The sequence below is a fragment of the Cohaesibacter intestini genome (assembly GCF_003324485.1).
In the GTDB taxonomy this organism is placed as follows: Bacteria; Pseudomonadota; Alphaproteobacteria; order Rhizobiales; family Cohaesibacteraceae; genus Cohaesibacter; species Cohaesibacter intestini.
Window position 1 is genome coordinate 114,377 of the sequence record NZ_QODK01000005.1, and the last position, 21,531, is coordinate 135,907.

Genomic DNA, 21,531 nt, shown 5'->3' on the forward strand with positions numbered 1-21,531 from the left:
TGGATTACACAAACTAATCAAAACCAGTTTTAAATTACACCAATTTTGTCCAATTATGTACTTCAGTAACATTTTTTGATTGACTCTTGGTCAAAACAGGATCAAATTTCTAATTAAATTACATAATCACCTGCCAATCCATCGGAGGCTCATATGAGGGACTTGGCTGCGAAGGTTAGCCTGCAACTGAACCAGGTCGTTGAAATGGTCGTCGCCATTTTGATGGTTGCTCTGGTTCTCGATGTGTGGCTCGGGGTCGTGGACCGCTACTTTTTCCATTGGCAATTGCCTTGGCCCGAAGTTCTGGCCAGATATCTGATGATCTGGTCTGCGATGCTGGCAGTCTCAAGCGGCATTGCCCGCCGCGAGCATATTGGGCTGACAGCCTTTATTGCGAAATTGCTCGCCAGCATGCGCCACATCTGCCTGATCTTGATCGATCTTCTGGCACTGGCCCTGTTCGTCTATCTCTTCTGGTACGGGCTTGACTTTGCGCAGGGCGGATCAAGCCGCGTGGCAATGATCTTCGGAGCCAGCTTGCTGCCATTTTATGCCGCCATTCCGGTCGCCTCCCTTTTATGTGTCCTCCAGCTATGTCTTGTTTTGATCCGCGATCTTGGATCGCATCTGGACGAGGCATTGCCAAGCTCCGATGAGGTGGCATCATGATCGTCGCTCTCACCTTTGCCGGTCTCATCCTGTTTGGCATGCCGATCGGATTTGCCATTGGCCTGGCCGGTGTGGTTGGCCTGATCGATATGGGAGGCACCCAGTTTCTGCCCGTCGGTCCGGGCAAAGTGTTCAACGGGCTCAATATCTTTCCGTTTCTGGCCATGCCATTTTTCATTCTCGCCGGCGAGATCATGAATCACACCGGCATCACGGATCGACTGGTGACCCTCGCACGCGTTCTTGTGGGGCATTTCAGAGGTGGCCTTGCACACACCAACATGCTGGCGTCGGTTTTCTTTGCTGGCCTGACCGGCTCTGCAACAGCCGATGCCGCCGCCTTCGGCCGCACCCTCGTGCCAGCCATGGTGAAAGAGGGATATAGCCGGGATTTCGCCTGCGCCGTCACGGCTGCTGGCTCAATCATCGGCCCCACCATTCCCCCCTCCGGCTTGATGGTGGTCTATGGCTCCCTGATGGGGGTTTCGATTGGAGGTCTGTTTGCTGCTGGCATTCTGCCCGGACTCGTCATATGCGGCATCTGCATGATGGTCATTGCCCTTGGCGCCGCCCGCAACAATCTTCCCAAAGCGGAATCCAGATCGTCGACAAAAGAGATCATCGACACCTTCTTTGCTTCCTTCACGGCTCTGCTGATGCCGATCATCATCCTTGGCGGCATCCTTGGCGGCATTGTCACCCCGACGGAAGCGGCCTCCATTGCCGTCGCCTATGCGCTGTTCATCGGGACATTCGTCTACCGCACCCTGACCCTTGACGCACTCTATCGTATGCTGGTCAGCACCGCACGGATCACCGGCGTCATTTTTGTCATCATCGCTTTTGCGGGCATCCTTGGCTGGTGGATGAGCTTTGAACGCATTCCGCAAGCCATCGCCGAAGCCGTGCTGGTGATTTCCGACAATCGATATGCCGTAATCGCCATCATCATCGGCATTCTGCTGGTTGTTGGCATGGTGATGGACATCACAGCCATTCTCATCATTCTCGCGCCCGTGCTGGTTCCCTTGACCCAGCAAATCGGCCTTGAGCCGATCCATGCGGGCATCATCTTTGTGCTGGCGCTTAATATTTCGCTGATGACCCCGCCGGTCGGCGCCTGCCTGTTTGTTCTGTCTTCCGTGACCGGGGAAAAGCTTGAACGCATCGCGATGAAGCTTTTCCCGTTCCTTTTGGCGGAAGTCGGAATCCTGTTCCTGTTTGCCTATCTCGAAGACGCAGCTTTGCTGCTCCCCAGACTGTTGGGCTTCGTCGGCTAAGGAGCCAATAGAACCATAAAGACCACGCATTTCTTACACCTAACGGGGGAACTACCATGAAGAAAACAGTTTATGCTCTGACCGTCAGCGCTTTTGCCATTCTCGCGGCCAACGCCGCCATGGCTGATGGCAAAGTTCTGAAATTTGCCCATGACAACAAAGCCGATGCCTTTGAAAATCCGGCCCATGCCTGCACCGGTGTTTTTGCCAACATCGTCAATGCCGACACCAACGGCAGCGTCAAGGTCGAGGTTTTCCCATCCAACCAGCTTGGCTCGGCATCCGAACATGTTCAGATGGTGCGCGATGGCTTCATTCAGGCAACGTTGACTTCCACCGGTGCGCTTGCCAGCTATTATCCACGCATCGACGTACTCAACCTGCCTTTCGCCTTTGGCAGCAACGCCGCGACCTATCAGGTATTTGATGGAGAGTTCGGCCAGACACTGGCAACCGACATCGAGGCAACATTGGGTGACGTGGAAGTCCTCGGCTTCCCCGATACCGGTGGCTTCTTTGCTGTGACCAACTCCAAGCGGTCCATCGCCAAGCTCGAAGATTTTGACGGCATCCGCATCCGCACGATGACCCTGCCGTCCCATCAGGCAATCATCAATGCTCTGGGTGCCGAAGCCTATCCGTTGAGCTGGGGTGAAGTCTATTCCGGCCTTCAGACCGGTGTCATCGATGGCCAGATGAACCCGGTTCCGACCGTGTATTTCGCCAAGTTCAACGAAGTCCAGAAATACATGACCCTCACCAACCATCTGTTCTCACCTTACACGCTGATGATCAACAAGGCCTTCTATGATGGCCTGACCGAACATGAACAGAAGATCCTGCATTATGCAGCGGAAAGCTGTGTGACCGCATCGCGCGGGCTGGCACGTGTTATCGAAGCCTCAGATCGCGGCTTGGCAGGCTTGATGGACAAAATGGAAGTCACCGCTCTGTCTGATGACCAGCGCAAGGCCATGGCCGATGCAACCCAGCCAGCCTTCGAGAAGCATGTCAAAGACAATCTGGATGAGAAAGCAGGCGAGTTGCTCACCCTCTTCCGCGATCAGGTCATGAAGGCAAACGACAACACCTACATCAAGTAAGACACCAACGGGTTGCGCTCTTTGAAGGGCGCATCCCGCACCAGGCGGAGGAACAATCCTTCGTTCTCTCAACAAATCAATGGCCGCCCCGGCACCGGGGCTGCCTTAAATTATTGTAATAAGCGGATACCGGGGCAGACAATGGAGCCCCAAGCCGGTATCCGGAGGGATGTTTTATGCGGATTTTCTGCGCTTCCATCGCAACGGAAAGCAACACTTTTTCCCCCTTGCGTACCGATTTCAGTGACTTTGCCCAGAGCTTTTACTGCCCTCCTGGCGACCATCCCGAAACCCCGACCCTGTGCACCGGGATTTGGCCGGAATTGCGCCGCAGAGCGAAGGCCGATGAAATTGAACTGATCGAAGGCACAGCAACCTGGGCCGAACCTGGCGGTCTGGTCAATGCGGCAACCTGGACCCGTCTGTTCGACGAAGTGATCGACCAGCTCAAGGCAGAGATGCCTGTCGATGCCGTTGTGCTGGGGCTTCACGGAGCGATGATTGCCGATGGCTGTGTCGATTGCGAAGGGACACTCCTTGAAGCCGTTCGGCACATTGTCGGCCCCGATGTAACAGTCGGCGCCAGCTTTGATCCGCATTCCCATCTCAGTGAACGCCGGATCAACAATGCCGACATCATCACCGTCTTCAAGGAATTCCCACATACCGATTTCGTCGAAGCAGGCGAAGCCTGTGTTGATCTGACCATTCGCGCTGCCAACGGAGAGATCGCCCCCACCATGGCGGTGTTCGATGTCCGCATGATGGATGTGCTACCAACCAGCCGCGAACCGATGCGCGGATTTGTCGACAAGATGAAGCGTCTGGAGGCGGATGGCACGGCGCTCTCGATCTCGGCCATTCATGGTTTCATGGCAGGGGACAGCCCTGACCTTGGAGCCAAGATGATCGTGATCACCGACAACAATCAAAAAGCCGCCGACGACCTCGCCCGGTCGCTGGGGCTGGAGCTGTTCAGCTTCCGCGGACGCGCTCGTCCGGATTTCGTCAGCCCGCAGGCCGCTCTCGATCAGGCGGTGCAGCTCTCGCAGACAGCGGCGGCGCCGGTGGTGATTGCCGATGTCTGGGACAATCCGGGCGGCGGCGTGGCAGGCGATTCCACGATCATGGCGCAGATGATCCTTGATATGGGGCTTGAGGATATTGCCCTTGGCACGATCTGGGACCCGATGGCGGTCCGCTTGTGTCAGGCGGCCGGTGAAGGCACGGAATTCATGCTGCGCTTTGGCGGCAAGACCTCCGCTCATGCGGGAGCGCCCATCGATTCCAAGGTGAAGGTTCTGCGCGTTTTGCCCGATGCAGTGCAATCCTTCGGCGATTCTGTTGTGCCTCTGGGAGACAGCGCCGCCATTCAGGTCAATGGCCTGAGCGTGGTTCTCAATTCCAACCGCTCGCAGGCTTTCTCGCCCGATCTCTTCAGCAATCTGGGCATCGATTTTGCATCCAAGAAGATACTGATCGTCAAGTCGACCAATCATTTCCACGGCGCCTTCAGCCCGATTGCCTCTCACATTCTCTATGCTGCTGTCGAAGGGCCCTATCCAAACGATCCGCGCACCAACAGCTACACTCGCCTGACGCGGCAAATCTGGCCAATCGTCGACGACCCGCATCACCTTGAACAGGCCTGAACAGGATCTCCGATGATGTTTGAACAGATCTCCACACCATCAGTCCTCATCGACCTCGATGTGGCCGAAGCCAACATTGCGCGCTATCAGGATTATTGCGACGCCCATGGATTGGCGCTAAGGCCGCATATCAAGACCCACAAATTGCCCTTGCTGGCGAAAAAGCAAATCGCGCAAGGCGCTGTCGGGATCACCTGCCAGAAGATTTCCGAGGCCGAAGCCATGCTGTCTGAAGGCGGCATTTCCGACCTTCTCCTCACCTATAACATTCTGGGGCAGGACAAACGCGACGCCCTCAAGGCGCTGGCATCCAGAACGCGGCTATCTGTGGTGGCTGACAATGAAACGGTGGTGAGCGGTCTGTCGCAGACCTTCACATCGGCACCGGCCGATCTGGATGTACTCGTTGAATGCGACACCGGCGCAGGGCGCTGCGGTGTTCAAAGCCCGGAGGATGCAGCAAAGCTTGCCCTTATGATCGATCAGGCACCGGGCCTCACCTTCAAGGGCTTGATGACCTACCCGCCCGCCGGACAAAGCCATGCGGTGGATCAGTGGTTGCAGACCGCCAAGGCACAGATCGAGGCCTCAAACCTTAAGGTCGAGATCGTTTCGAGCGGCGGCTCGCCCGACATGTGGCAAGCCCATCTGGGAACCACTGTGACCGAATATCGAACGGGCACCTATATCTATAATGACCGTTCACTGGTGGCGCGCGGTGTGTGCTCATTCGATGACTGCGCATTGACTATTCTGGCAACCATCGTCTCGCGCCCGACGCCCCGTCGGGCGATCATCGATGCAGGGTCCAAAGTCCTCACATCCGATTTGCTCGGCCTTGACGGTTTTGGTCATGTTCTGGGGCATGATGAGCTGAAAATCGACCAATTGAGCGAAGAACACGGCCGGATTGTCAGCAAGGAGCCGATCAATTTGAAGGTCGGAGACAGGGTTCGCATCGTGCCCAATCATGCCTGCGTCGTAACCAACATGCTCGACGAGGTCCAACTTATACGCGGTGAGCAATTTGAAACATCCAGCCCAGTCGTCGCGCGCGGCAAGGTCTGGTGAGAAGACCCAACGAAAGAAAAATGGAGAGAAAAATGTCAATAGAGAGACTGGGCGTTGAACGCACCGGAGCAGGGGGACAACAGCTCCCATTTTCCCCAGCCGTACGCGCTGGCGATTTCATTTATGTTTCCGGACAGGTCGCAATGAACGATCAGGGCGAAATCGAATATGGTGGCATCGAGGCTCAGACCCGTCTGGTCATGGAAAATCTGATCAAGGTACTGGCCCTTGCCGACTGCACCCTTGATGATGTGGTCAAGGCCAATTGCTGGCTTGATGACACACGCGACTTCTGGACCTTCAACAAGGTCTATGCCAGCTATTTCAAGAATGGCGCCCCGGCCCGTTCCACCGTCCGCTCGCAGTTGATGGTTGACGCCAAGGTCGAAATCGACGTGATTGCCTACAAGCCTGCCTAAAGAACAGCGCTGCATCAGGCGGGTGATCCCACACCTGCCTGATGCGCCGCACCATGGATTGGGTCGGCTCAGACCGATCGGGACAACCATCCCGCCCAGCCCAATCACAAAGACCCGATGATGCGCTCGCTATTTTCTTCGGACGCGATCTGATTGCTCACTCCGAATGGGATGAGAAGGTCCGAATTACCGCATCCAGCTGGCTTCGCACCTCTTTGTTGCGCAACTTGTTCAGGGTTGTCTTCTCCAACAAGGCCCATTCATCCGATATGAGCGCCAAATCTTCCTCAAGCTGCCATGTATAGCTGAAGCGAAGCCCGGAAAGCCCCTTTATGGCTTGGAGTTGATTGGCACTTAACCATCCATCCTCGAAAACATGCATCTTGCTATAGTCGACATACAAGGGCGTCAGTTTGGCACGTTCAATGATGCGTTTCTCGATTTTGGCATCGACAGACACCACGTCCCGTAGAGCATCGCGAAAGGCCACGGCATCGGTGAATGTCTTGCCCTGCAGGGAGCGCAACGGTTCGATATCGACACCTTCCTGAGAAATGCGCTCAACACCTTCCCGTGACAGGGCATAGTGTGTTTCCTGATAAACATCCTGATTGAACACATTTTGAAGAAAGAAGAGAGCGAAGAAACATACCGTTGCGGAGATGATCGGTGTGGTGACCCAACCAACGCTGATGCCCCCCATAACACGCCAGTTGATGCCGCGCCCTCCCTGAAGCAGAGCAAGGCCAATCACAGCCCCAACCACGGCTTGCGAGCTTGAAACAGGCACCAGAGGAATGGTGGGCAGGCCGGACGAGGCCAGAAAATGCTCCAGTTGTACCGACGAGAACAGCAGCAGCACGATGGAATGAGAGATGACGACAACCCATGCAGCAAGCGGGGTCAGCGGCAGCAGCCCTTTTCCGACCGTCATCATGACGCGTTTGGAATAAGTAAAGACACCCAAACTGATCGCCAACGCACCAACCAGAAACAGTTGCTGGATCGAGGTCAGTTGGAACAACCCTGCGACTTCAAAATCCGTGAAGGGAGAAGAATCAACGAACACACCCATCACATTCGCAATATTGTTGGCACCCAGACTATAGGCACCCAGAGCCCCGGCAAAGATCAACGCCGCGCGGGTATAGGCATCCAGCCGAAACAAGTGAGGATTGGCGACCCTGAGAAACAGCTTCACCCCCTTGTAGATCGGGATCGCCACGATCCCCGCCAAGACAGGACATGCCACCCAGGTAAGAACGATCTTGATCAGGGACTCGCTGTCAATAATGGAGCTGCTGAACAGGTTCCAGCCAATGATTGCGCCCACCACGGCCTGACTGGTCGAGACCGGCAGTTCGGCACGGGTCATCCAGTAGACCGTCAAAGCGGCAGAGAAGGCCGCCATGAATGCCCCCGCCATGGTGTTGACAGAGCCAAGCTTTCCCAGAGTATGCGCGGCACCCGCACCACTGATAACAGCCCCCAGGATCAGGAAAATGCTACAGACAATGGCCGCCGTTGAAAATCGGACCATGCCCGTACCGACCGACGTACCAAAGACGTTCGCCGCATCATTTGCACCCAGAGACCATCCAAGAAACAAACCACTCGAGAGGAAAATGAGAAACGCGACTTCCATAATCTGAACCTTCTCTAGATACGGCGCTTGATTGTGCAAATCGCCAAATTATCACCCAAATCTTCAGCGCGATCGGCGATATCGTCGATTTTGCTGATGAAGTAGCGAATGTGTATCTTCTGCTCCAACGTCAGGTCGGAGCGAAACACCTTCCGAATGGTTCTGGCGCTGATATGGTCAGCTTCCGTCTCAAAGAAGCCCACTTTGTGAAGGTGGTCACGCACCTCCTCGATGTTGCGGAAGAAGGCCCTCGAGGCCAGAATTGTCGACTCCATGGATTCGACAACTGTTTCCGTCAATTCCCTGAAGTCTTTATGATATTCCTCTGGAATATTGGGAATCTCGTCCGCAAAGCGTCTGGCATTGTCCTCATAGAGATTCATCGCATCATCGATGCCCTCCATCAGCGCAAGCACATCGGCACGCAAATCAGGGATCAGCGTGCGCTCGAAAAGTTCGGCTTCGATCACGCGACGCAAGACATCGCAGCGCGTTTCCAGTTCATCAATCTGCTGAAACTTCGTGGTGAACTCTTCGCTTTCTCCCTGCGAGAGATACAACTCAATACACTGACGGAAAAGCAAGCCGGCTTCCGAAATCAAATCAAGGAACTCATCCACCTGCGCTTCCAGCCGCGACGCTTTCTTAAAAACGGTAAAATTCCTGTTCGCAAATACCATCCATCTATTCCTACGCTAGCCACGGGTCGTTTGATGAAGTCCCCCGAAAGGGAATAAATCATCACTCGGAATCCTTCTTGACGAAGTCCTTTTTCGCGACTTTCAATGTCATCAGAAGCCGTTTCGCACCAGTGCGAGCCTCCTTGCATATGACCGAAGAACAGTTGTCGGCATCATCCGTCAGGTGTTTGATCGCCTTGAGTTGCTTCTTGATTGAAGCAATCTGTTCAATCACGTCGCGATCATTTTGCTTGCGTTTGTTCTTTCCCATTTTCTCACGCCTCATAGTCAGAGCGCACACCGAGCGGACACCATCCAGATGGCATCTGGAACGGAGTGCGGAACAAGGTTGACAGGGTGGCAGACCTGCAGTGCAGGCTGTCTTGGTCGGGACCGACCGCCTCCCAGAAGACCAGTGTCATGCACCGGCCCTCCAGGGAGGTAGAAAGATCGCTTAAGGCATCATCCAGCGTTTTCGCTGTCTGATACGCTCTTGTTATGGTGATGCCGGATCGTCTTGAAGTAGCTGTAAAGCGGCGGCAGCAGAAGGAGGAGGATGATCACCCACATGAGCTTGGCAATGTTGCTTTCAAAGAAGACCCAAGGCGATCCATGACCGATGATCATGCCTTGCGAGAATCCGCCTTCGGCGATTGGACCAAGGATAAGGCCCAAGATCAGCGCTTCCAGAGAATAGCCCACTTTTCTCAGCACCAGACCACCCACTGCAAAGGCAATCATCAGATAGATATCGAACACCGAATTGTTCAATGCATAAGAGCCAAGTACAGCGAAAGCACTGACCACAGGCACCATCAGAGCAGGTGGCACAAGTGCAACACGGGCGAGATACGGGGCAAACATGATCCCAACCATCAAGAACACACCATTCGCGACGAACAGGGAAATGATGAAGGGATAGGTTCTGTCCGCATATTCAGTGAACAGTTCCGGCCCGGGGATCATCCCGTGAATGATGAAGGCCCCCATCAAAGCGGCAGCCACCGAGTTACCCGGAATACCAAGCGTCAGGGTGGGCACCAGAGAGCCGCCAACACACCCGTTATTGCCTGCCTCGGCGGCAGCGATGCCCTCTGGATTGCCCTTGCCGAACATCTCTTTGACCTTGGAGATGCGTTTGGAGAAATTGTAGGAAATGAAGGCTGCAATCGTTGCGCCCTCGCCCGGCAGAATGCCGATCACGGTGCCCGTTCCGGATCCCAGAGCGATGAATTTGCTGATGCCTTTTGGCAATGGCTCTTTCTTGCTGGCCTTTTCCAGGATCGACGTGTCGATCGTTTGCTTGTGCATGCCAGCCAGTTCCAGCATCTGGATCATCGAAAACAGACCGATCAGGGCAGGCATGAAGTCGATACCATCGACCAGCTCAATCATCCCCATCGTGTAGCGAAGGCTACCCGACATATCGTCTGTACCGATAATTGCGATGATCATCCCGATCAATCCGGCGATCAGCGCCTTGATCAACGAGGAATTCTCATCAGCAATCGAAACGATGCCGGCCAAACCCATCAGCGCCAGCAAAAAGGTTTCGGCAGGTCCGAATTTCAGGGCCTGCATGGCAAGGAAGGGGGCGAACAGCAGCAGCACGAACGCGGAAAAGGTCCCGCCGCAGAAGGAGGCCACGACCGAAGTCTTGAGCGCCACGCCAGCCCGGCCTTTGCGGCTCATGCGATAGCCTTCAATCGCTGTGGCGACCGCCGCAGGTGTACCGGGCGTGTTCAGCAGAATTGCAGGGATCGAACCACCATACATGGCCCCGCAATAAATACCGCCAAGCAACATCAATCCCGGTGTCGGGTCCATGGTATAGGTAAACGGCACCAGAAGGCCCACAGCCATGGTTGCAGTCAAACCGGGCATCCCACCAATGGCGACACCAGCCACGGTCCCGATGAAGATCGTCAGCAGCGATTCGAACGATAAAACAATAGAGATATATTCAAGCATTGCGATTCCCGATTCTTAACTGCCGCCGGTTGGCAAGTTCACGGCCAGAAGCTGGATAAACACCAGATACACGAACAACAGGACCCCCAACGTTGTCAGGCCTATCGTCACGTAGCGCCGATATCCAAGGGCAACGGAAATGATCGGTATGAAAATACCCGCAGCGACGAAGAAGCCGACATGCTCGAAGGTGATCGCAAACAGGATCAGTCCGACAATCAGGCTGAGGAAACGTGGAAAGTGATCCGTCAGAACGAGCCGCTCTTGTCCCTTGTCACGAGAAATACTGAAGCCGAGTTGAACAGTGCAGAGTAGGCCAATGGAAACTGCCAGGAACTGGACATACTTAGCCGACGTCGACACGGCGATACCGGTGTAGGAAGCTGTGCTGTTAAACAACAGCACAGCACCCACGATCATCAGTATGAGAACTGATCGATCTACGAGTTTTCTAGTCATTACCAAGGCGCTTTGTCATAGACGCTTTGCGTTTTGGTCTGCAGATCTTTCAGATATGCGTGATAGTCATCGCCATTTTGCAGCAGCAAGAAAATGTTGCTCTTCGCAGCTTTGGCTTTGAACGCGTCGCTCTCGGTAACCTCTTGCAGAATGGTGTCGAGCTTGCCCTGAATAGCAGGATCGATACCGGCAGGTGCCACGAAACCGCGGGTTGCGCGCATCTTGACGTCGTATCCCTGCTCAAGAGCGGTCGCAACTTCTTTAAGATGCGGGTCACGCTCTTCGGTCAACAAAGCAATGATGAGCGCATCACCAGCAGCATGCTGTTTGATCATCTGCGACAGGTTCATAAAGGCGGCATCCACATGGCCACCCAAAACGCCGGCTTTCTGCTCGGTCGAGCCTTTGGTTGGCAGCAGATTGAAGGAAACACCAGCGGCTTCTTCAAACGCTTTGGCAGCAAGAAAATCGTCGGAGCCGATGCCGTTGACAGCAACGGTCAGGGCTTTTTCCTTGGCCAATTTGGCCAGATCATCCATAGACTTGATTGGGCTACCGTTCGGAACCACGACAATAGCCGGATCCTGAGCAACGTTGCCCATCACTTTGAAGCTATCAAGCGTGTATTTTGCCCGTTTGGAAACAATGTGAGCAACCAGCTGTGGCGTGAAGTTCAGGCCAATGGTGTAGCCGTCCGCTTCGGCACGAGCGATCTGCTCAAAACCCTTTTGGCCACCGGAACCGGGAACATTCTTGATGACGAATTCGAATCCGGGATTGTTCTTTTCCGCCAGCTCAGCAAACATCCGTGCGGTGCTGTCAGTGGAACCGCCAGCCTTTGAAGGCACGACGATGGAGATTGGTTTGCTTGGATAATCATCCGCAATGGCGAGCGACGGCAACCCAAGCGCAATGACTGCGCTTGCCAAAAGTGTTTTTGCTAACATGTGATACTCCCTATTTAGTCTGCAAAATTTGCCTTGGTGCCACTGTGAGTTTTTTGCGTCGAATCTGGTTGTTTCGACGCCAAACACCGCCTCCCTCGCAACAGGTTTGCCGGTCTGGGGTGTGGTGGGTCTGACTTGTCGAGCAGTTGGCGCAGAAAATCCTCCCTCACGCGTTGGGTGCGCAAGCCTCCCAACGTGGCGTCAATAGAGGTAGCAAGCGTCGTGCCAAGAACTCAAAAAAGAGTCAAAGCATTGAATTATAGAAATAAATACATAAGGGACTTGTTGCTGAACTTCGCATCTTATGTCAAAAACGACCCAAAGCCAAAAGGGCTATCGGTCAATTTTGTCACATGAAGTCTTCGCGATTCAGATCATATTTTTGCATCCGCAGATACAGGGTCTTGCGGGGAAGACCGAGTGCATCGGCAGTAACGCCAATCTGCCCGTTGTGGCATTCCAGCGCCTTGGCGATGGTTGCCCGCTCGAAACAGGCCATCTGTTCACTCAGCGAACTCGACGCCCCTGCATCCTCTGCGAATCCTTCACCGGCGATGTCATCCGGCTCATTCAAGCCCAGCACAAACCGCTCGGCCACATTGCGCAGCTCGCGCACATTTCCAGGCCATGGACGCTGCATCAACTCTTGCAATGTTGCGGTGTCGATATCAGGAATTGGACGACGATATCGGACCGCCGCCGCATCGACGAAATTGCGGAACAGCAAAGGCACATCCTCAACCCGCCCCCGCAAAGGCGCCAGCATCACCTGTGCCACTTGCAGCCGGTACTGCAAATCCTCCCGGAACGAGCCTGTGGCAACCGCTTCACGCAGATCGATTTTGGAAGCGGCAATCACCCGAATGTTGACATTCACGCTTTCATTGCCACCCACGCGCTCCAGGGCTCTTTCCTGCAATATCCGCAACAGACGAACCTGCATATTGGCGGGCATGCTCTCGATTTCATCCAGAAAAAGCGTCCCACCCTCAGCAAATTCAATCTTTCCGATGCGACGCTTGCTCGCGCCGGTAAAAGCGCCCTCCTCGTGGCCGAACAGCTCGCTTTCAATCACGCTTTCCGCCAGAGCACCGCAATTGAGCGCGATGAAAGGGTGTTTTCCGCGCCGCCCGAAATCATGCAGACAACGCGCCGTGACTTCCTTGCCTGTTCCTGTCTCCCCAAGCAACAGGACATCAACATCCGTATCAGCCAGTGTCATCACCAGATTGCGCAGTTTTTCCATGGCAGCGGATTTGCCGATCAGCCGACCTTCCAGCTCTCGGGCTGTTCCAAGCTCCCGGCGCAACCCCCGATTTTCCAGCACCAGACTGCGCTTCTCCAGCGCTCGATAAATAATGGAGATCAAATAGTCAGGCTCGGCGGATTTTTCCATGAAATCATAAGCGCCGTCGCGAATGGTCTGCACAGCAATCGGGATATCGCCATGGGCCGTGAGAATGATGACAGGCAAGTCACTGTCAATCGCCATGATGCGCTTGAGGAATTCATGGCCATCCACGCGCGGCATCTTCAAGTCGGTGATGACAATGCCCGGCCAGTGTGGCGCAAGATTGCGCAAAGCGTCTTCGGCATGAGAATAGGTTTCAACGTCGAACCCGGCCAGTTCCAGCGTTTGCGCGACAGAGAGACGAACCTCTTCCTCATCATCGACCAACATGACACGATTGATATTCATGATGTCCTTCTTGCGATCACGACACACGCTTCAGTTTTATGTTGATCACGGAGCCCTCACCTATCACGCTTTCAGCCCGCATGCTGCCTCCGAATCCCTTGACAAGATTGTACGAAATCGACAATCCCAATCCAAGCCCTTCCCCGACATCCTTGGTAGTGAAGAAGGGATCAAAGATCCGCTTGATGATGGTATCAGGAATTCCGCAGCCTGTATCCCGGATGAACAGGTCGGCCCATTCCCCGCCATGCTTTGCGGTAATGGTCAGACGGCGCACCGGTGCGTCTTTCATGGCGTCGATCGCATTCGTCACCAGATTGAGAATAACCTGCTCCAAGCGCACCTGACCCGCGATGACTTGCCGACACGCCTCGTCAATCTGCACCTCGGTTTGGATATCATTTTCGCCCAAACGGCGCGCCAAGAGCGCCAACACTTCATCGACCACCACAACCATATCGGTGGGGCGCAAGTCATGCTTGGCATTGCGGGAGACGGCTCGCAAGCTCTCGGTGATCCGATTGGCTCTGGCCACTAGCTTGGTGATCTTTTGCAGATTGTCCTTTGCCTCGGCATCCCGTCCCTTGTCGATCAATAACCCGGTATTGCGGGAATAATGGCGGATCGCGGACAACGGTTGGTTGATTTCGTGGGAAATGCCAGCCGTCAATTGCCCAAGCGCGGCCATTTTGGCGGCCTGAACGAGTTCCGCCTGCGTTTCGCTCAACGTATCGCGGAATGTGCGAAGAGAGGTCGCCATATCGCCGATCTCGTCACGGCCCCTGACCGGAACCTCTGCCTTGAGATCTCCATCAGCAATGACACGCATGCTGGTATCGAGCGTCCTCAAGCGTCCAACCAACCCATGATCGACATAGAGCCACACCACAGGAACCGCAACGACAACGCCGATAAAGACAGCCAAAGTCAGCCATGCACGCCCTTTGTTGATCGACAAACGAGAGCGCTCCACAGCCCGCAGAGCGTCGGAAGTTTCGGCGGCGACCTGTTTCGAAATCAATTGATCCATATGGCTCAACAAGGTCTGGTTCTTCGCCAGCAGGGCCTGCTCTTTATTGACATCGTCCAATTCGCTGGCGCGCAGTTCAAACAAACTCGACTGCCCCTTGGCAAATGCCTGAATATCCTGAATGGACTGAAGCAGGGACAATGCCCCCGGCACAGCTTTGATCGTCAGATAGTTCTTGTTGATTTGATCGCTGATCTCTTGGAAATACAACTCGGTCCCGCGCAGGGTATCCTCATCTGGGATGTTGGCGGCCCGACCGATCAGTTCTGCCATCAGGCTGCCATCGGCATGGATCATGAACAAAGCTCTCTCCCGGACCAGTTCCTCCTTGAGATAGGCTTTGTTCTCGCCATCACGGCTCAGCGCCAGACTGATGTTGAAACGTGTATCATCGATCATCGGCTCGACTTCATTCAGGAAGTCTGACGAAGCCCAGCGCAGACGCTCGCCCAGTTCGCGTTTCTGGGAGCTGCGAAACAGCCGCCTTGAAACAACCGTGTTGAGTGTCTGCAGGTTCCCCTGCAACGCATTCACATCGTTTCGAAAGTCCTCGACCACGGCTCCGATGTCGGAATCCTCGGAATTGCTGTCCAGGAGCTGTCCCATATTGTGCAGTCGCTCGGACAAATCGGTCCAGACCCGCTCGCGATCCACATTATCCTGTGCGGCGGCCAAGGCGGGCGCCAAGCCGATGATCCCGCCGCCATATTCCGCCAGCTGTGCGGCGAAGGTCACCGCCGACACATTGCGTCCAACCACCTCATCAACGGTGTCGCCAAGCCGGGTAAACAAAACCCAGGCCATGGCTGAAGAAGCGATCATGGCGAAGGTGACGACTCCGAATGCCGAAAACAATCGCCCACGGATGCCAACGCGCAACTTGTCTCTCATGGCTGTTCGATATCCGCAACTTCGAGTTTGGTCAAAACGTCTCTGGCAATGAACAGGGCCTGATCCTGATGTGCCCGCGCAAATCGGACCCATTCTGCTTCGAGACGGACCTGAGCTTCGGGCATTGATATACCCGGTTTGTTGCGGGCGAAATGAGAGACAAACTCAGTATCCACGGCTTGAGCACCGCTTACCGGAACCGCGCTCATCAATCGGCGCGCCTCACGAATGCGCGCGACCAGATCCGGCAGGTCCCGTTTTTCAAGCAGTCTTTCGGCCTTATGAACCGCATCCCATGTGCGCCTCACCGCTGCCTGCCGGTAGGTGAGCATGACGTCAAACAGGGAATTCACCATGTGATAGCGTTGTTGCGACAGGTTCGTGTCGAACTGGATGCTCTTGCGTGCCAGTTCATCACTGAATGGATTTGGGTAACCCATCGGGGCCTGAGCATAAACCGATCGGGAAACAGGCAACCGACGGATCGTGGGTTCAAACAGGAGTGTTTGACCTTCCGTGGACAAGACAAAATCGATAAAGGCCATCGCAGCATCCCGATTGCTCGTGCGGGAAACCAGCCCGATATTTGCTGGCAGGAAAACCGTCCCCTTTGGGTAGAGAAAGTCCATGGGCGCCCCTTGTGCCTTTGCAGATTGACCCAGAAAGTCGATGGAGATGCCAATGCCAAACCGCCCCGCCCGCACACCATCAATGACACCAAAACTGCGCGCCGTGATCGTCGCCAGATTGCCGCCGATTTCCGAGAGCAATCGCCAACCTTTCTCCCATCCCTGACTTTGCAATATGCTCTCAACGATCAAATGGGTGGTGCCAGACCGTGAAGGCGCAGACATGCCGATATGACGTTTGTAGGTTGGGTTGGTCAAGTCCTCCCACTTGGTTGGTACAGGCAGGTTGCGTTTGGTGAGATAATCGTTGTTCCACACGATCCCGTACCCGGAAATTGCGCACCCCCTGTAATATCCGTCGGGATCGTCAAGCGGATAGGACCCGATGCGCGGCACCGAACTGTCCGTACGCTCGAATGCCTGCAATAAATGACCGGACTTTTTGAGAAATTCAAACGCGTCCGGTGACGAGGCCCAAAACACATCAGCAGGCTCTGTCGGACGTTCCTTGATGAAAGAAATGGCCGCCGACGTTTTCTTGCTGCGAATGAAAATTTCCAGTTCCGGATACAATTTTTCGAACTCTGTGCGAAATCGATCGAAAAGTGCCGGTGGAAATGAGGTGACTATCACCAATCTGTCATCTGTTCTGTCTACGTTCGACTGAGCGCGAGCCTGCGCCGAAGCAACCAAAAACACAGCAGCTGTTAGGCAAACCATGTACAACCAGGTCTTGATGAGGTTTCGAGAGTCCATTTTGTTCCTTGAAAGTGTGCTCAGAACCGAAAAATCGTGCGATACACGTCCAGTCGAGCGCTTTTCCACAGAAAGCTCCGTACTTTCCTCTAGGCAACAACTGGAATGATATAGGTCTTCAATCCAGTCATTTCGCCTAGTTTGAATGCTTAGGCATTCACGGATAGACTAGCACACTGACAAAAAATCACTATGCAATTTGCGACATATGCACAAACGAACATATTTCCACTTGAGCATTTGCAAAAACAAGCATATGTTACACCCAACATATAACGGCGAGCCGCAATATGTCCAATGTTGATAAAGTTATGTCAGCCCTTAGCAAGCGCGTGCGCAGGGATGTGATGCGGCTACTTGCCGATGGTGGTGAGCATCGCCTGTTTGAGTTGATGGATAAACTGGATATTCCGCAATCCAACATGTCCCGTCATCTCAAGAAACTCAAGCTTGCGGGCCTCGTTCAAGATGAACGGGATGGTCAATCTGTTCGATTCCGCATATCGAGCGCATTGGGCAAAAAGGAAGTTACCTTCCTGAAAGCGGTCCTCGCCCTGTCAGAAAACCATTCGGGTGGCAAAGAGTAGTAGCAAGCAATCCGCATTGCGAAACCCGCTCAAAACCAGCCAATGGTGCCCCGGTCAGGTTCACCATGTGGCTTTTTTTGTTTCCATTGCCATTCGGTGACCACTTTCCAGCCGTAACACTTCGGCCAAAGACAAAACTGAGGCAAACTCAGTGTCACAACCTGTTCGACTTGTCGCCATTAAAACAAGCGCTTGTTTGAGCAAATTGTGAAGCAATGTGATTCGCCAAGGGTCACATTCAAATTGATAGTAATCAGTCGATTACAGCTCGGCCCGATATCAGGTTCATCCAAACAGGCGATGGCCCGATTTCCAGTTCTCATGACACAGCCGAACCATATTGCGAACTGCAACCAAACAATTGCCGGCCGGTATATCCGTTGCTTGCCGGCAAGAAAGGAATCTTCATGCCTACGGTGATGTTTCTTCTCAATCTCATCGGAGCAACCATGCTGCTACTCTTCGCAGTCAGAATGGTGCGCACCGGCATCGAACGCACATATGGAGCGTCCTTTCAGCACCTGCTAACCAAGCACCAAAATCCATTCAACTCGAGCGCGGCAGGCTTCGGACTGGCTGTTGTTCTGCAAAGCTCGGCGGCAGTTGCGCTTCTTGTTGCCGGTTTTGCCGCCAGTAATCTGATTGGGTTTGGCGCTGGGCTGGCGGTTGTTCTGGGGGCAGATTTCGGCTCAGCGCTGGTGATTCAGTTGTTGAGTTTCAAACTGGATTGGCTCATTCCCCTGCTGTTGGCAACCGGCGGCTGGTTGTTCGTCAAGGTTGAATCCCTCCGCCCGCGCCAGATCGGCCGCATCCTGATGGGCATCGCCTTCATTCTGCTGTCTCTGCAACTGCTTCGAGATGCCATGACCCCCATTCGGGATAGCGATTTTCTGCCAGCCATCGCTCAGTATTTGTCTGAAGATTATCTGACGGCCTTTCTCGTTGGCGCGGCCCTTGCATTCGTCATGCATTCGAGTGTCGCGACGATCCTGATGTGCGTCACCTTGGTCAGCATTGGAGCGCTGCCACTGGATGCAGGGATCTCGCTTGTCATCGGGGCCAATCTGGGCAGCGCGTTCATTCCCTTGTGGTTGAGCCGAGGCATGGGCATCTCCGGACGCAGAATCATGCTCGCCAATCTTGTCGTGCGCGGAAGCTGGGCTTTGATTGCCGTCCTCTTGGTCAACAATCTGCCCATAACAGACATGTTGCCCAAACAGAATCCCGGTCAGGCGCTGATTACCAATCACTTGATCTTCAATGGCTTGCTTCTGCTCATGCTGCCCTTCTGCCGGTATATGGAATCGTTCATCATCCTCGTGATGCCTCAACGCAACGCGCCAGAAGAAGGCTACAAACTCGAAGCGGTTCACTCCGCTCTGGACCAAAGCAAGATCGGCACGCCAAACTCCGCCGTTGCCAACCTGAAGCGTGAATTGTTGCGGATGTCGGATCAGATTGATCGCATGTTCCGACCGATCATGGACATTTATGACACGGGAGATGCAACAAGGATAAAGATGGTTATCGAGCTCGACCAGAATGTGAATACCAGTCTGTCTGATGTGCGAGCCTTCATTGCAGCGATCCCGCAAAAGGACCTGGCGAAGAAACAACGCAAACAACTGCATGATCTGATGGATTACGCGATTGCCCTCAAGTCAGCCGGTGACATTGTGGCACGACGGCTGCTCCCGCTTGCTCAGGAAAAGAACCAGTCAAACCTCCGCTTTTCAAAAGAAGGGCGCTCCGAACTGGTGTATCTGCATGAAAAAGCCTTGGCCAATATGTCCTTGGCATCCAACGTGCTGATTTCCAGTGATTTGGAAAGCGCCCGCCTGCTGGTGGCGGAAAAGGGAGATGTGACACGCTACGAACGCCTGAGCCGTCGCTCCCACCTCAAACGTCTTTCCAACGGCAAAGCCTTGTCGTTTGAAAGCAGCGACATCCATCTGGAGACCCTGCGCGCCCTGCAGGACTTCAACAGCCAGATTGCCAGCATCGCCTATCCGATCCTTTATCAAAAGGGACAATTGCTCGAGACGCGCCTGATCGAAAATCTGCACGACAATACGCGCCACATGACTGGAGAAAGCTCTTAAACACCGCAACGCATCTGTGCGGTCAGCAGGACGGAGCACAGGAGCGTCGCGCCCTCTGGTCAGCTCAAATCGGTCGAAGAGTGTTTTTTCGCGGCACTCTTCGGCTGGTATCGTTGCTTTGCTTCCCTACCCCTGCCCTGAAGCCCCCGGCTATTCCCGGCAATCCGAGCCGTTCTTAGCGGCTGCTCGCTTCAACCCCGGTCAGCCTTTCCCGCAGAAAGTCGATCATGACACGGACCTTGTTTGGCAGATAGGACCGGGACGGATAGAGCGCCCAAGCGGCGGTGTCAAATTCGGTCGCCGCGCATTCATAATCGGGCAGCAGATTGACCAGCCTGCCTGTCGCAATATCGGGCCCGACCAGCCAGTCGGGCAGAAGAGCCGGTCCAAGATCATCCAGCACCGCATGGCGCAAGGACAGGGCGTTGGATATCACGATAGAACCAGAAATCGGCACCTCGACAATCTCCATCCCCGCCTGCCGAAATCGCCATTTCGTGCGATAGTCTGGCAGCGCAAAACAGAGACAGGCATGATCGCGAAGGTCTTCAGGCCGCTCGACCGCAGGATGGTTGGCCACATAATCGGGTGAAGCGCAGACAATATAGCGCGTCTTCATCAATCGCGTGCTGATCAGATCGCCTGCCGGCGCTGGGGCAAGACGGATTGCCAGATCGATATTGTTGGCGACCAGATCAATATTGGCGTCTATCGGCAAAAGCTCCAAAGCGATATCAGGATATCGTTGCGTGAATGCCTTGAGATAGGGAACCACGCAGACATGAGCAAAGGAGACAGACGTGGTCATTTTCAGGATCCCCCGAGGTCCCTTGACCACATTGCGAGCCTCCTCCTGTGCCCGGTCGAACTCTTCCAGCAACGGGATAATCCGCGCAATATAGTTGGCCCCTTCCTCTGTGGTCGACAAGATTCGCGTTGACCGCTGGAACAGCCGCAATCCCAGCCCGGCCTCGACGTTGGCCACGGTCCGCGAAACCGAAGACGGATCAACATCAAGCACTCTGGCCGCTGCCGCAAAGCTTCCATGCCGAGCAACGAGTGTCACGATTTTTAGGGCTGATAGATCCATTCGTGCAGAATACGCACGACTACAATGACAATCAATCCATTTCTCGGATGAACCCGCACGGATATCTCTTGCATCACCAACGCAAACCAATCGGAGATTTCAAATGGAAATTCAGAACTCAATTGCTTTCGTGACGGGGGCCAATCGCGGGGTTGGCAAGGAATATGTTGCACAACTGATCCTTGGCGGGGCAGCAAAAGTCTATGCTGGCGCCCGCAACGTCGACAGCCTCGCAGACGTGATTGCCATCAATCCAGACAAGGTGGTGCCCATCAAGCTGGACGTGACAAACAGCGAACTGATTGAGAAAGCGGCGCAACAGGCCCAAGACGTCACCCTGCTCATCAACAATGCCGGATCCCTGACCTTCGGCGGCGCCCTTGACATCACAAAGGACGGACTGGACCGCGACATGGCTGTCAATCTCGAAGGCCTGCACAACATGACCCGACGTTTCACGCCTGTGCTGGCTGCCAATGGAGGCGGCACCATCGTCAATATGCTGTCGCTGCTTTCCTTCCTCAGCGCTCCGGGATTTTCAGGCTACAACGCATCAAAGGCCGCAGCCTGGTCCATGACCATGTCCCTGCGGGCCTATCTGGCACCCAAGGGCATTGCCATTTTGAACGCCTTCCCCGCCGGGATCGATACGGACATGCTGGCTGGCGTTGATGGACCAAAGGACAGCGCCCATGATGTCGCCCGCGATGTATTAAAGGCGGTCATTGCAGGTGATGAGGATGTCTATCCAGCCATGGCTGCGGGAGTCTACGAGGCCTGGCGTCAGGATCAAAAAGCCGTCGAGGCTTCCTTTGCACAAATGATGTGACCCGCCCCCCAAAAAAAGGGCA

The 21,531-nt window shown here is 54.5% G+C and carries 19 protein-coding genes; 9 read left to right on the forward strand and 10 right to left on the reverse strand.

Annotated elements, in window-relative coordinates:
• Positions 1-153: 153 nt before the first annotated feature.
• The 6 genes from DSD30_RS17185 (at position 154) to DSD30_RS17210 (ending at position 6,194) form a co-directional block, all read left to right on the forward strand.
• Positions 154-669 carry a TRAP transporter small permease gene (locus DSD30_RS17185; protein ID WP_114010967.1) on the forward strand — a complete coding sequence of 172 codons (516 nt, stop codon included), beginning with the start codon at positions 154-156 and terminating at the stop codon, positions 667-669.
• Complete coding sequence (locus DSD30_RS17190) at positions 666-1,949, forward strand: TRAP transporter large permease (protein WP_114010968.1); 1,284 nt, start codon at positions 666-668, stop codon at positions 1,947-1,949. Before DSD30_RS17185 ends, DSD30_RS17190 begins: the two co-directional genes overlap by 4 nt.
• A 56-nt stretch (positions 1,950-2,005) precedes the next feature.
• The gene (locus tag DSD30_RS17195) at positions 2,006-3,052 is read left to right on the forward strand and encodes a TRAP transporter substrate-binding protein (protein ID WP_114010969.1); all 1,047 of its coding nucleotides are present in this window, start codon (positions 2,006-2,008) and stop codon (positions 3,050-3,052) included.
• Between the two features lie 176 nt (positions 3,053-3,228).
• Positions 3,229-4,704 carry a M81 family metallopeptidase gene (locus tag DSD30_RS17200; protein ID WP_114010970.1) on the forward strand — a complete coding sequence of 492 codons (1,476 nt, stop codon included), beginning with the start codon at positions 3,229-3,231 and terminating at the stop codon, positions 4,702-4,704.
• Between the two features lie 15 nt (positions 4,705-4,719).
• The gene (locus tag DSD30_RS17205) at positions 4,720-5,775 is read left to right on the forward strand and encodes a D-TA family PLP-dependent enzyme (protein WP_114011132.1); all 1,056 of its coding nucleotides are present in this window, start codon (positions 4,720-4,722) and stop codon (positions 5,773-5,775) included.
• Positions 5,776-5,807: 32 nt separating this feature from the next.
• Positions 5,808-6,194 carry a RidA family protein gene (locus tag DSD30_RS17210; protein ID WP_114010971.1) on the forward strand — a complete coding sequence of 129 codons (387 nt, stop codon included), beginning with the start codon at positions 5,808-5,810 and terminating at the stop codon, positions 6,192-6,194.
• Between the two features lie 157 nt (positions 6,195-6,351).
• Here the strand turns inward: DSD30_RS17210 and DSD30_RS17215 are convergent, their stop codons facing one another.
• The 9 genes from DSD30_RS17215 to DSD30_RS17255 form a co-directional block, all read right to left on the reverse strand.
• Positions 6,352-7,839 carry an inorganic phosphate transporter gene (locus DSD30_RS17215; protein ID WP_114010972.1) on the reverse strand — a complete coding sequence of 496 codons (1,488 nt, stop codon included), beginning with the start codon at positions 7,837-7,839 and terminating at the stop codon, positions 6,352-6,354.
• A 14-nt stretch (positions 7,840-7,853) separates the two neighbouring features.
• Positions 7,854-8,519 carry a DUF47 domain-containing protein gene (locus DSD30_RS17220; protein WP_114010973.1) on the reverse strand — a complete coding sequence of 222 codons (666 nt, stop codon included), beginning with the start codon at positions 8,517-8,519 and terminating at the stop codon, positions 7,854-7,856.
• A gap of 61 nt (positions 8,520-8,580) precedes the next feature.
• Entirely contained in the window at positions 8,581-8,790 is a 210-nt protein-coding gene (locus DSD30_RS17225) for a hypothetical protein (protein ID WP_114010974.1), read from the reverse strand.
• 191 nt (positions 8,791-8,981) lie between these two features.
• Positions 8,982-10,490, reverse strand: coding sequence for a tripartite tricarboxylate transporter permease (locus DSD30_RS17230; protein WP_114010975.1), 1,509 nt, complete (start codon positions 10,488-10,490; stop codon positions 8,982-8,984).
• Between the two features lie 15 nt (positions 10,491-10,505).
• Complete coding sequence (locus DSD30_RS17235) at positions 10,506-10,949, reverse strand: tripartite tricarboxylate transporter TctB family protein (protein ID WP_114010976.1); 444 nt, start codon at positions 10,947-10,949, stop codon at positions 10,506-10,508.
• Entirely contained in the window at positions 10,949-11,896 is a 948-nt protein-coding gene (locus DSD30_RS17240) for a Bug family tripartite tricarboxylate transporter substrate binding protein (protein WP_114010977.1), read from the reverse strand. Before DSD30_RS17240 ends, DSD30_RS17235 begins: the two co-directional genes overlap by 1 nt.
• 349 nt (positions 11,897-12,245) lie before the next feature.
• A complete protein-coding gene (locus DSD30_RS17245) occupies positions 12,246-13,595 on the reverse strand; it encodes a sigma-54-dependent transcriptional regulator (RefSeq protein WP_114010978.1) in 1,350 nt (449 codons plus the stop codon).
• Positions 13,596-13,611: 16 nt separating this feature from the next.
• Positions 13,612-15,516, reverse strand: coding sequence for an ATP-binding protein (locus DSD30_RS17250; protein ID WP_198663014.1), 1,905 nt, complete (start codon positions 15,514-15,516; stop codon positions 13,612-13,614).
• Positions 15,513-16,901, reverse strand: a complete 1,389-nt coding sequence (locus DSD30_RS17255; protein WP_114010980.1) for an ABC transporter substrate-binding protein — start codon at positions 16,899-16,901, stop codon at positions 15,513-15,515. The genes DSD30_RS17250 and DSD30_RS17255 overlap by 4 nt, the downstream gene beginning before the upstream one ends.
• A gap of 311 nt (positions 16,902-17,212) precedes the next feature.
• Here DSD30_RS17255 and DSD30_RS17260 point away from each other — a divergent pair, with 311 nt between their 5' ends.
• Positions 17,213-17,488 carry an ArsR/SmtB family transcription factor gene (locus DSD30_RS17260; RefSeq protein WP_245418524.1) on the forward strand — a complete coding sequence of 92 codons (276 nt, stop codon included), beginning with the start codon at positions 17,213-17,215 and terminating at the stop codon, positions 17,486-17,488.
• A gap of 407 nt (positions 17,489-17,895) precedes the next feature.
• Positions 17,896-19,590, forward strand: coding sequence for a Na/Pi cotransporter family protein (locus DSD30_RS17265; protein ID WP_114010982.1), 1,695 nt, complete (start codon positions 17,896-17,898; stop codon positions 19,588-19,590).
• Between the two features lie 175 nt (positions 19,591-19,765).
• Here the strand turns inward: DSD30_RS17265 and DSD30_RS17270 are convergent, their stop codons facing one another.
• A complete protein-coding gene (locus DSD30_RS17270; RefSeq protein WP_114010983.1) occupies positions 19,766-20,680 on the reverse strand; it encodes a LysR family transcriptional regulator in 915 nt (304 codons plus the stop codon).
• A gap of 103 nt (positions 20,681-20,783) precedes the next feature.
• Here DSD30_RS17270 and DSD30_RS17275 point away from each other — a divergent pair, with 103 nt between their 5' ends.
• Complete coding sequence (locus tag DSD30_RS17275; protein WP_114010984.1) at positions 20,784-21,509, forward strand: SDR family NAD(P)-dependent oxidoreductase; 726 nt, start codon at positions 20,784-20,786, stop codon at positions 21,507-21,509.
• Positions 21,510-21,531 lie beyond the last annotated feature (22 nt).

Bases quoted from the DNA above. Each gene is read 5' to 3' on its own strand.
- DSD30_RS17185 (WP_114010967.1), top strand. From the start codon at position 154: ATGAGGGACTTGGCTGCGAAGGTTAGCCTGCAACTGAACCAGGTCGTT.
- DSD30_RS17190 (WP_114010968.1), top strand. From the start codon at position 666: ATGATCGTCGCTCTCACCTTTGCCGGTCTCATCCTGTTTGGCATGCCG.
- DSD30_RS17195 (WP_114010969.1), top strand. From the start codon at position 2,006: ATGAAGAAAACAGTTTATGCTCTGACCGTCAGCGCTTTTGCCATTCTC.
- DSD30_RS17200 (WP_114010970.1), top strand. From the start codon at position 3,229: ATGCGGATTTTCTGCGCTTCCATCGCAACGGAAAGCAACACTTTTTCC.
- DSD30_RS17205 (WP_114011132.1), top strand. From the start codon at position 4,720: ATGTTTGAACAGATCTCCACACCATCAGTCCTCATCGACCTCGATGTG.
- DSD30_RS17210 (WP_114010971.1), top strand. From the start codon at position 5,808: ATGTCAATAGAGAGACTGGGCGTTGAACGCACCGGAGCAGGGGGACAA.
- DSD30_RS17215 (WP_114010972.1), bottom strand. From the start codon at position 7,839: ATGGAAGTCGCGTTTCTCATTTTCCTCTCGAGTGGTTTGTTTCTTGGA.
- DSD30_RS17220 (WP_114010973.1), bottom strand. From the start codon at position 8,519: ATGGTATTTGCGAACAGGAATTTTACCGTTTTTAAGAAAGCGTCGCGG.
- DSD30_RS17225 (WP_114010974.1), bottom strand. From the start codon at position 8,790: ATGGGAAAGAACAAACGCAAGCAAAATGATCGCGACGTGATTGAACAG.
- DSD30_RS17230 (WP_114010975.1), bottom strand. From the start codon at position 10,490: ATGCTTGAATATATCTCTATTGTTTTATCGTTCGAATCGCTGCTGACG.
- DSD30_RS17235 (WP_114010976.1), bottom strand. From the start codon at position 10,949: ATGACTAGAAAACTCGTAGATCGATCAGTTCTCATACTGATGATCGTG.
- DSD30_RS17240 (WP_114010977.1), bottom strand. From the start codon at position 11,896: ATGTTAGCAAAAACACTTTTGGCAAGCGCAGTCATTGCGCTTGGGTTG.
- DSD30_RS17245 (WP_114010978.1), bottom strand. From the start codon at position 13,595: ATGAATATCAATCGTGTCATGTTGGTCGATGATGAGGAAGAGGTTCGT.
- DSD30_RS17250 (WP_198663014.1), bottom strand. From the start codon at position 15,516: ATGAGAGACAAGTTGCGCGTTGGCATCCGTGGGCGATTGTTTTCGGCA.
- DSD30_RS17255 (WP_114010980.1), bottom strand. From the start codon at position 16,901: ATGGACTCTCGAAACCTCATCAAGACCTGGTTGTACATGGTTTGCCTA.
- DSD30_RS17260 (WP_245418524.1), top strand. From the start codon at position 17,213: ATGTCAGCCCTTAGCAAGCGCGTGCGCAGGGATGTGATGCGGCTACTT.
- DSD30_RS17265 (WP_114010982.1), top strand. From the start codon at position 17,896: ATGCCTACGGTGATGTTTCTTCTCAATCTCATCGGAGCAACCATGCTG.
- DSD30_RS17270 (WP_114010983.1), bottom strand. From the start codon at position 20,680: ATGGATCTATCAGCCCTAAAAATCGTGACACTCGTTGCTCGGCATGGA.
- DSD30_RS17275 (WP_114010984.1), top strand. From the start codon at position 20,784: ATGGAAATTCAGAACTCAATTGCTTTCGTGACGGGGGCCAATCGCGGG.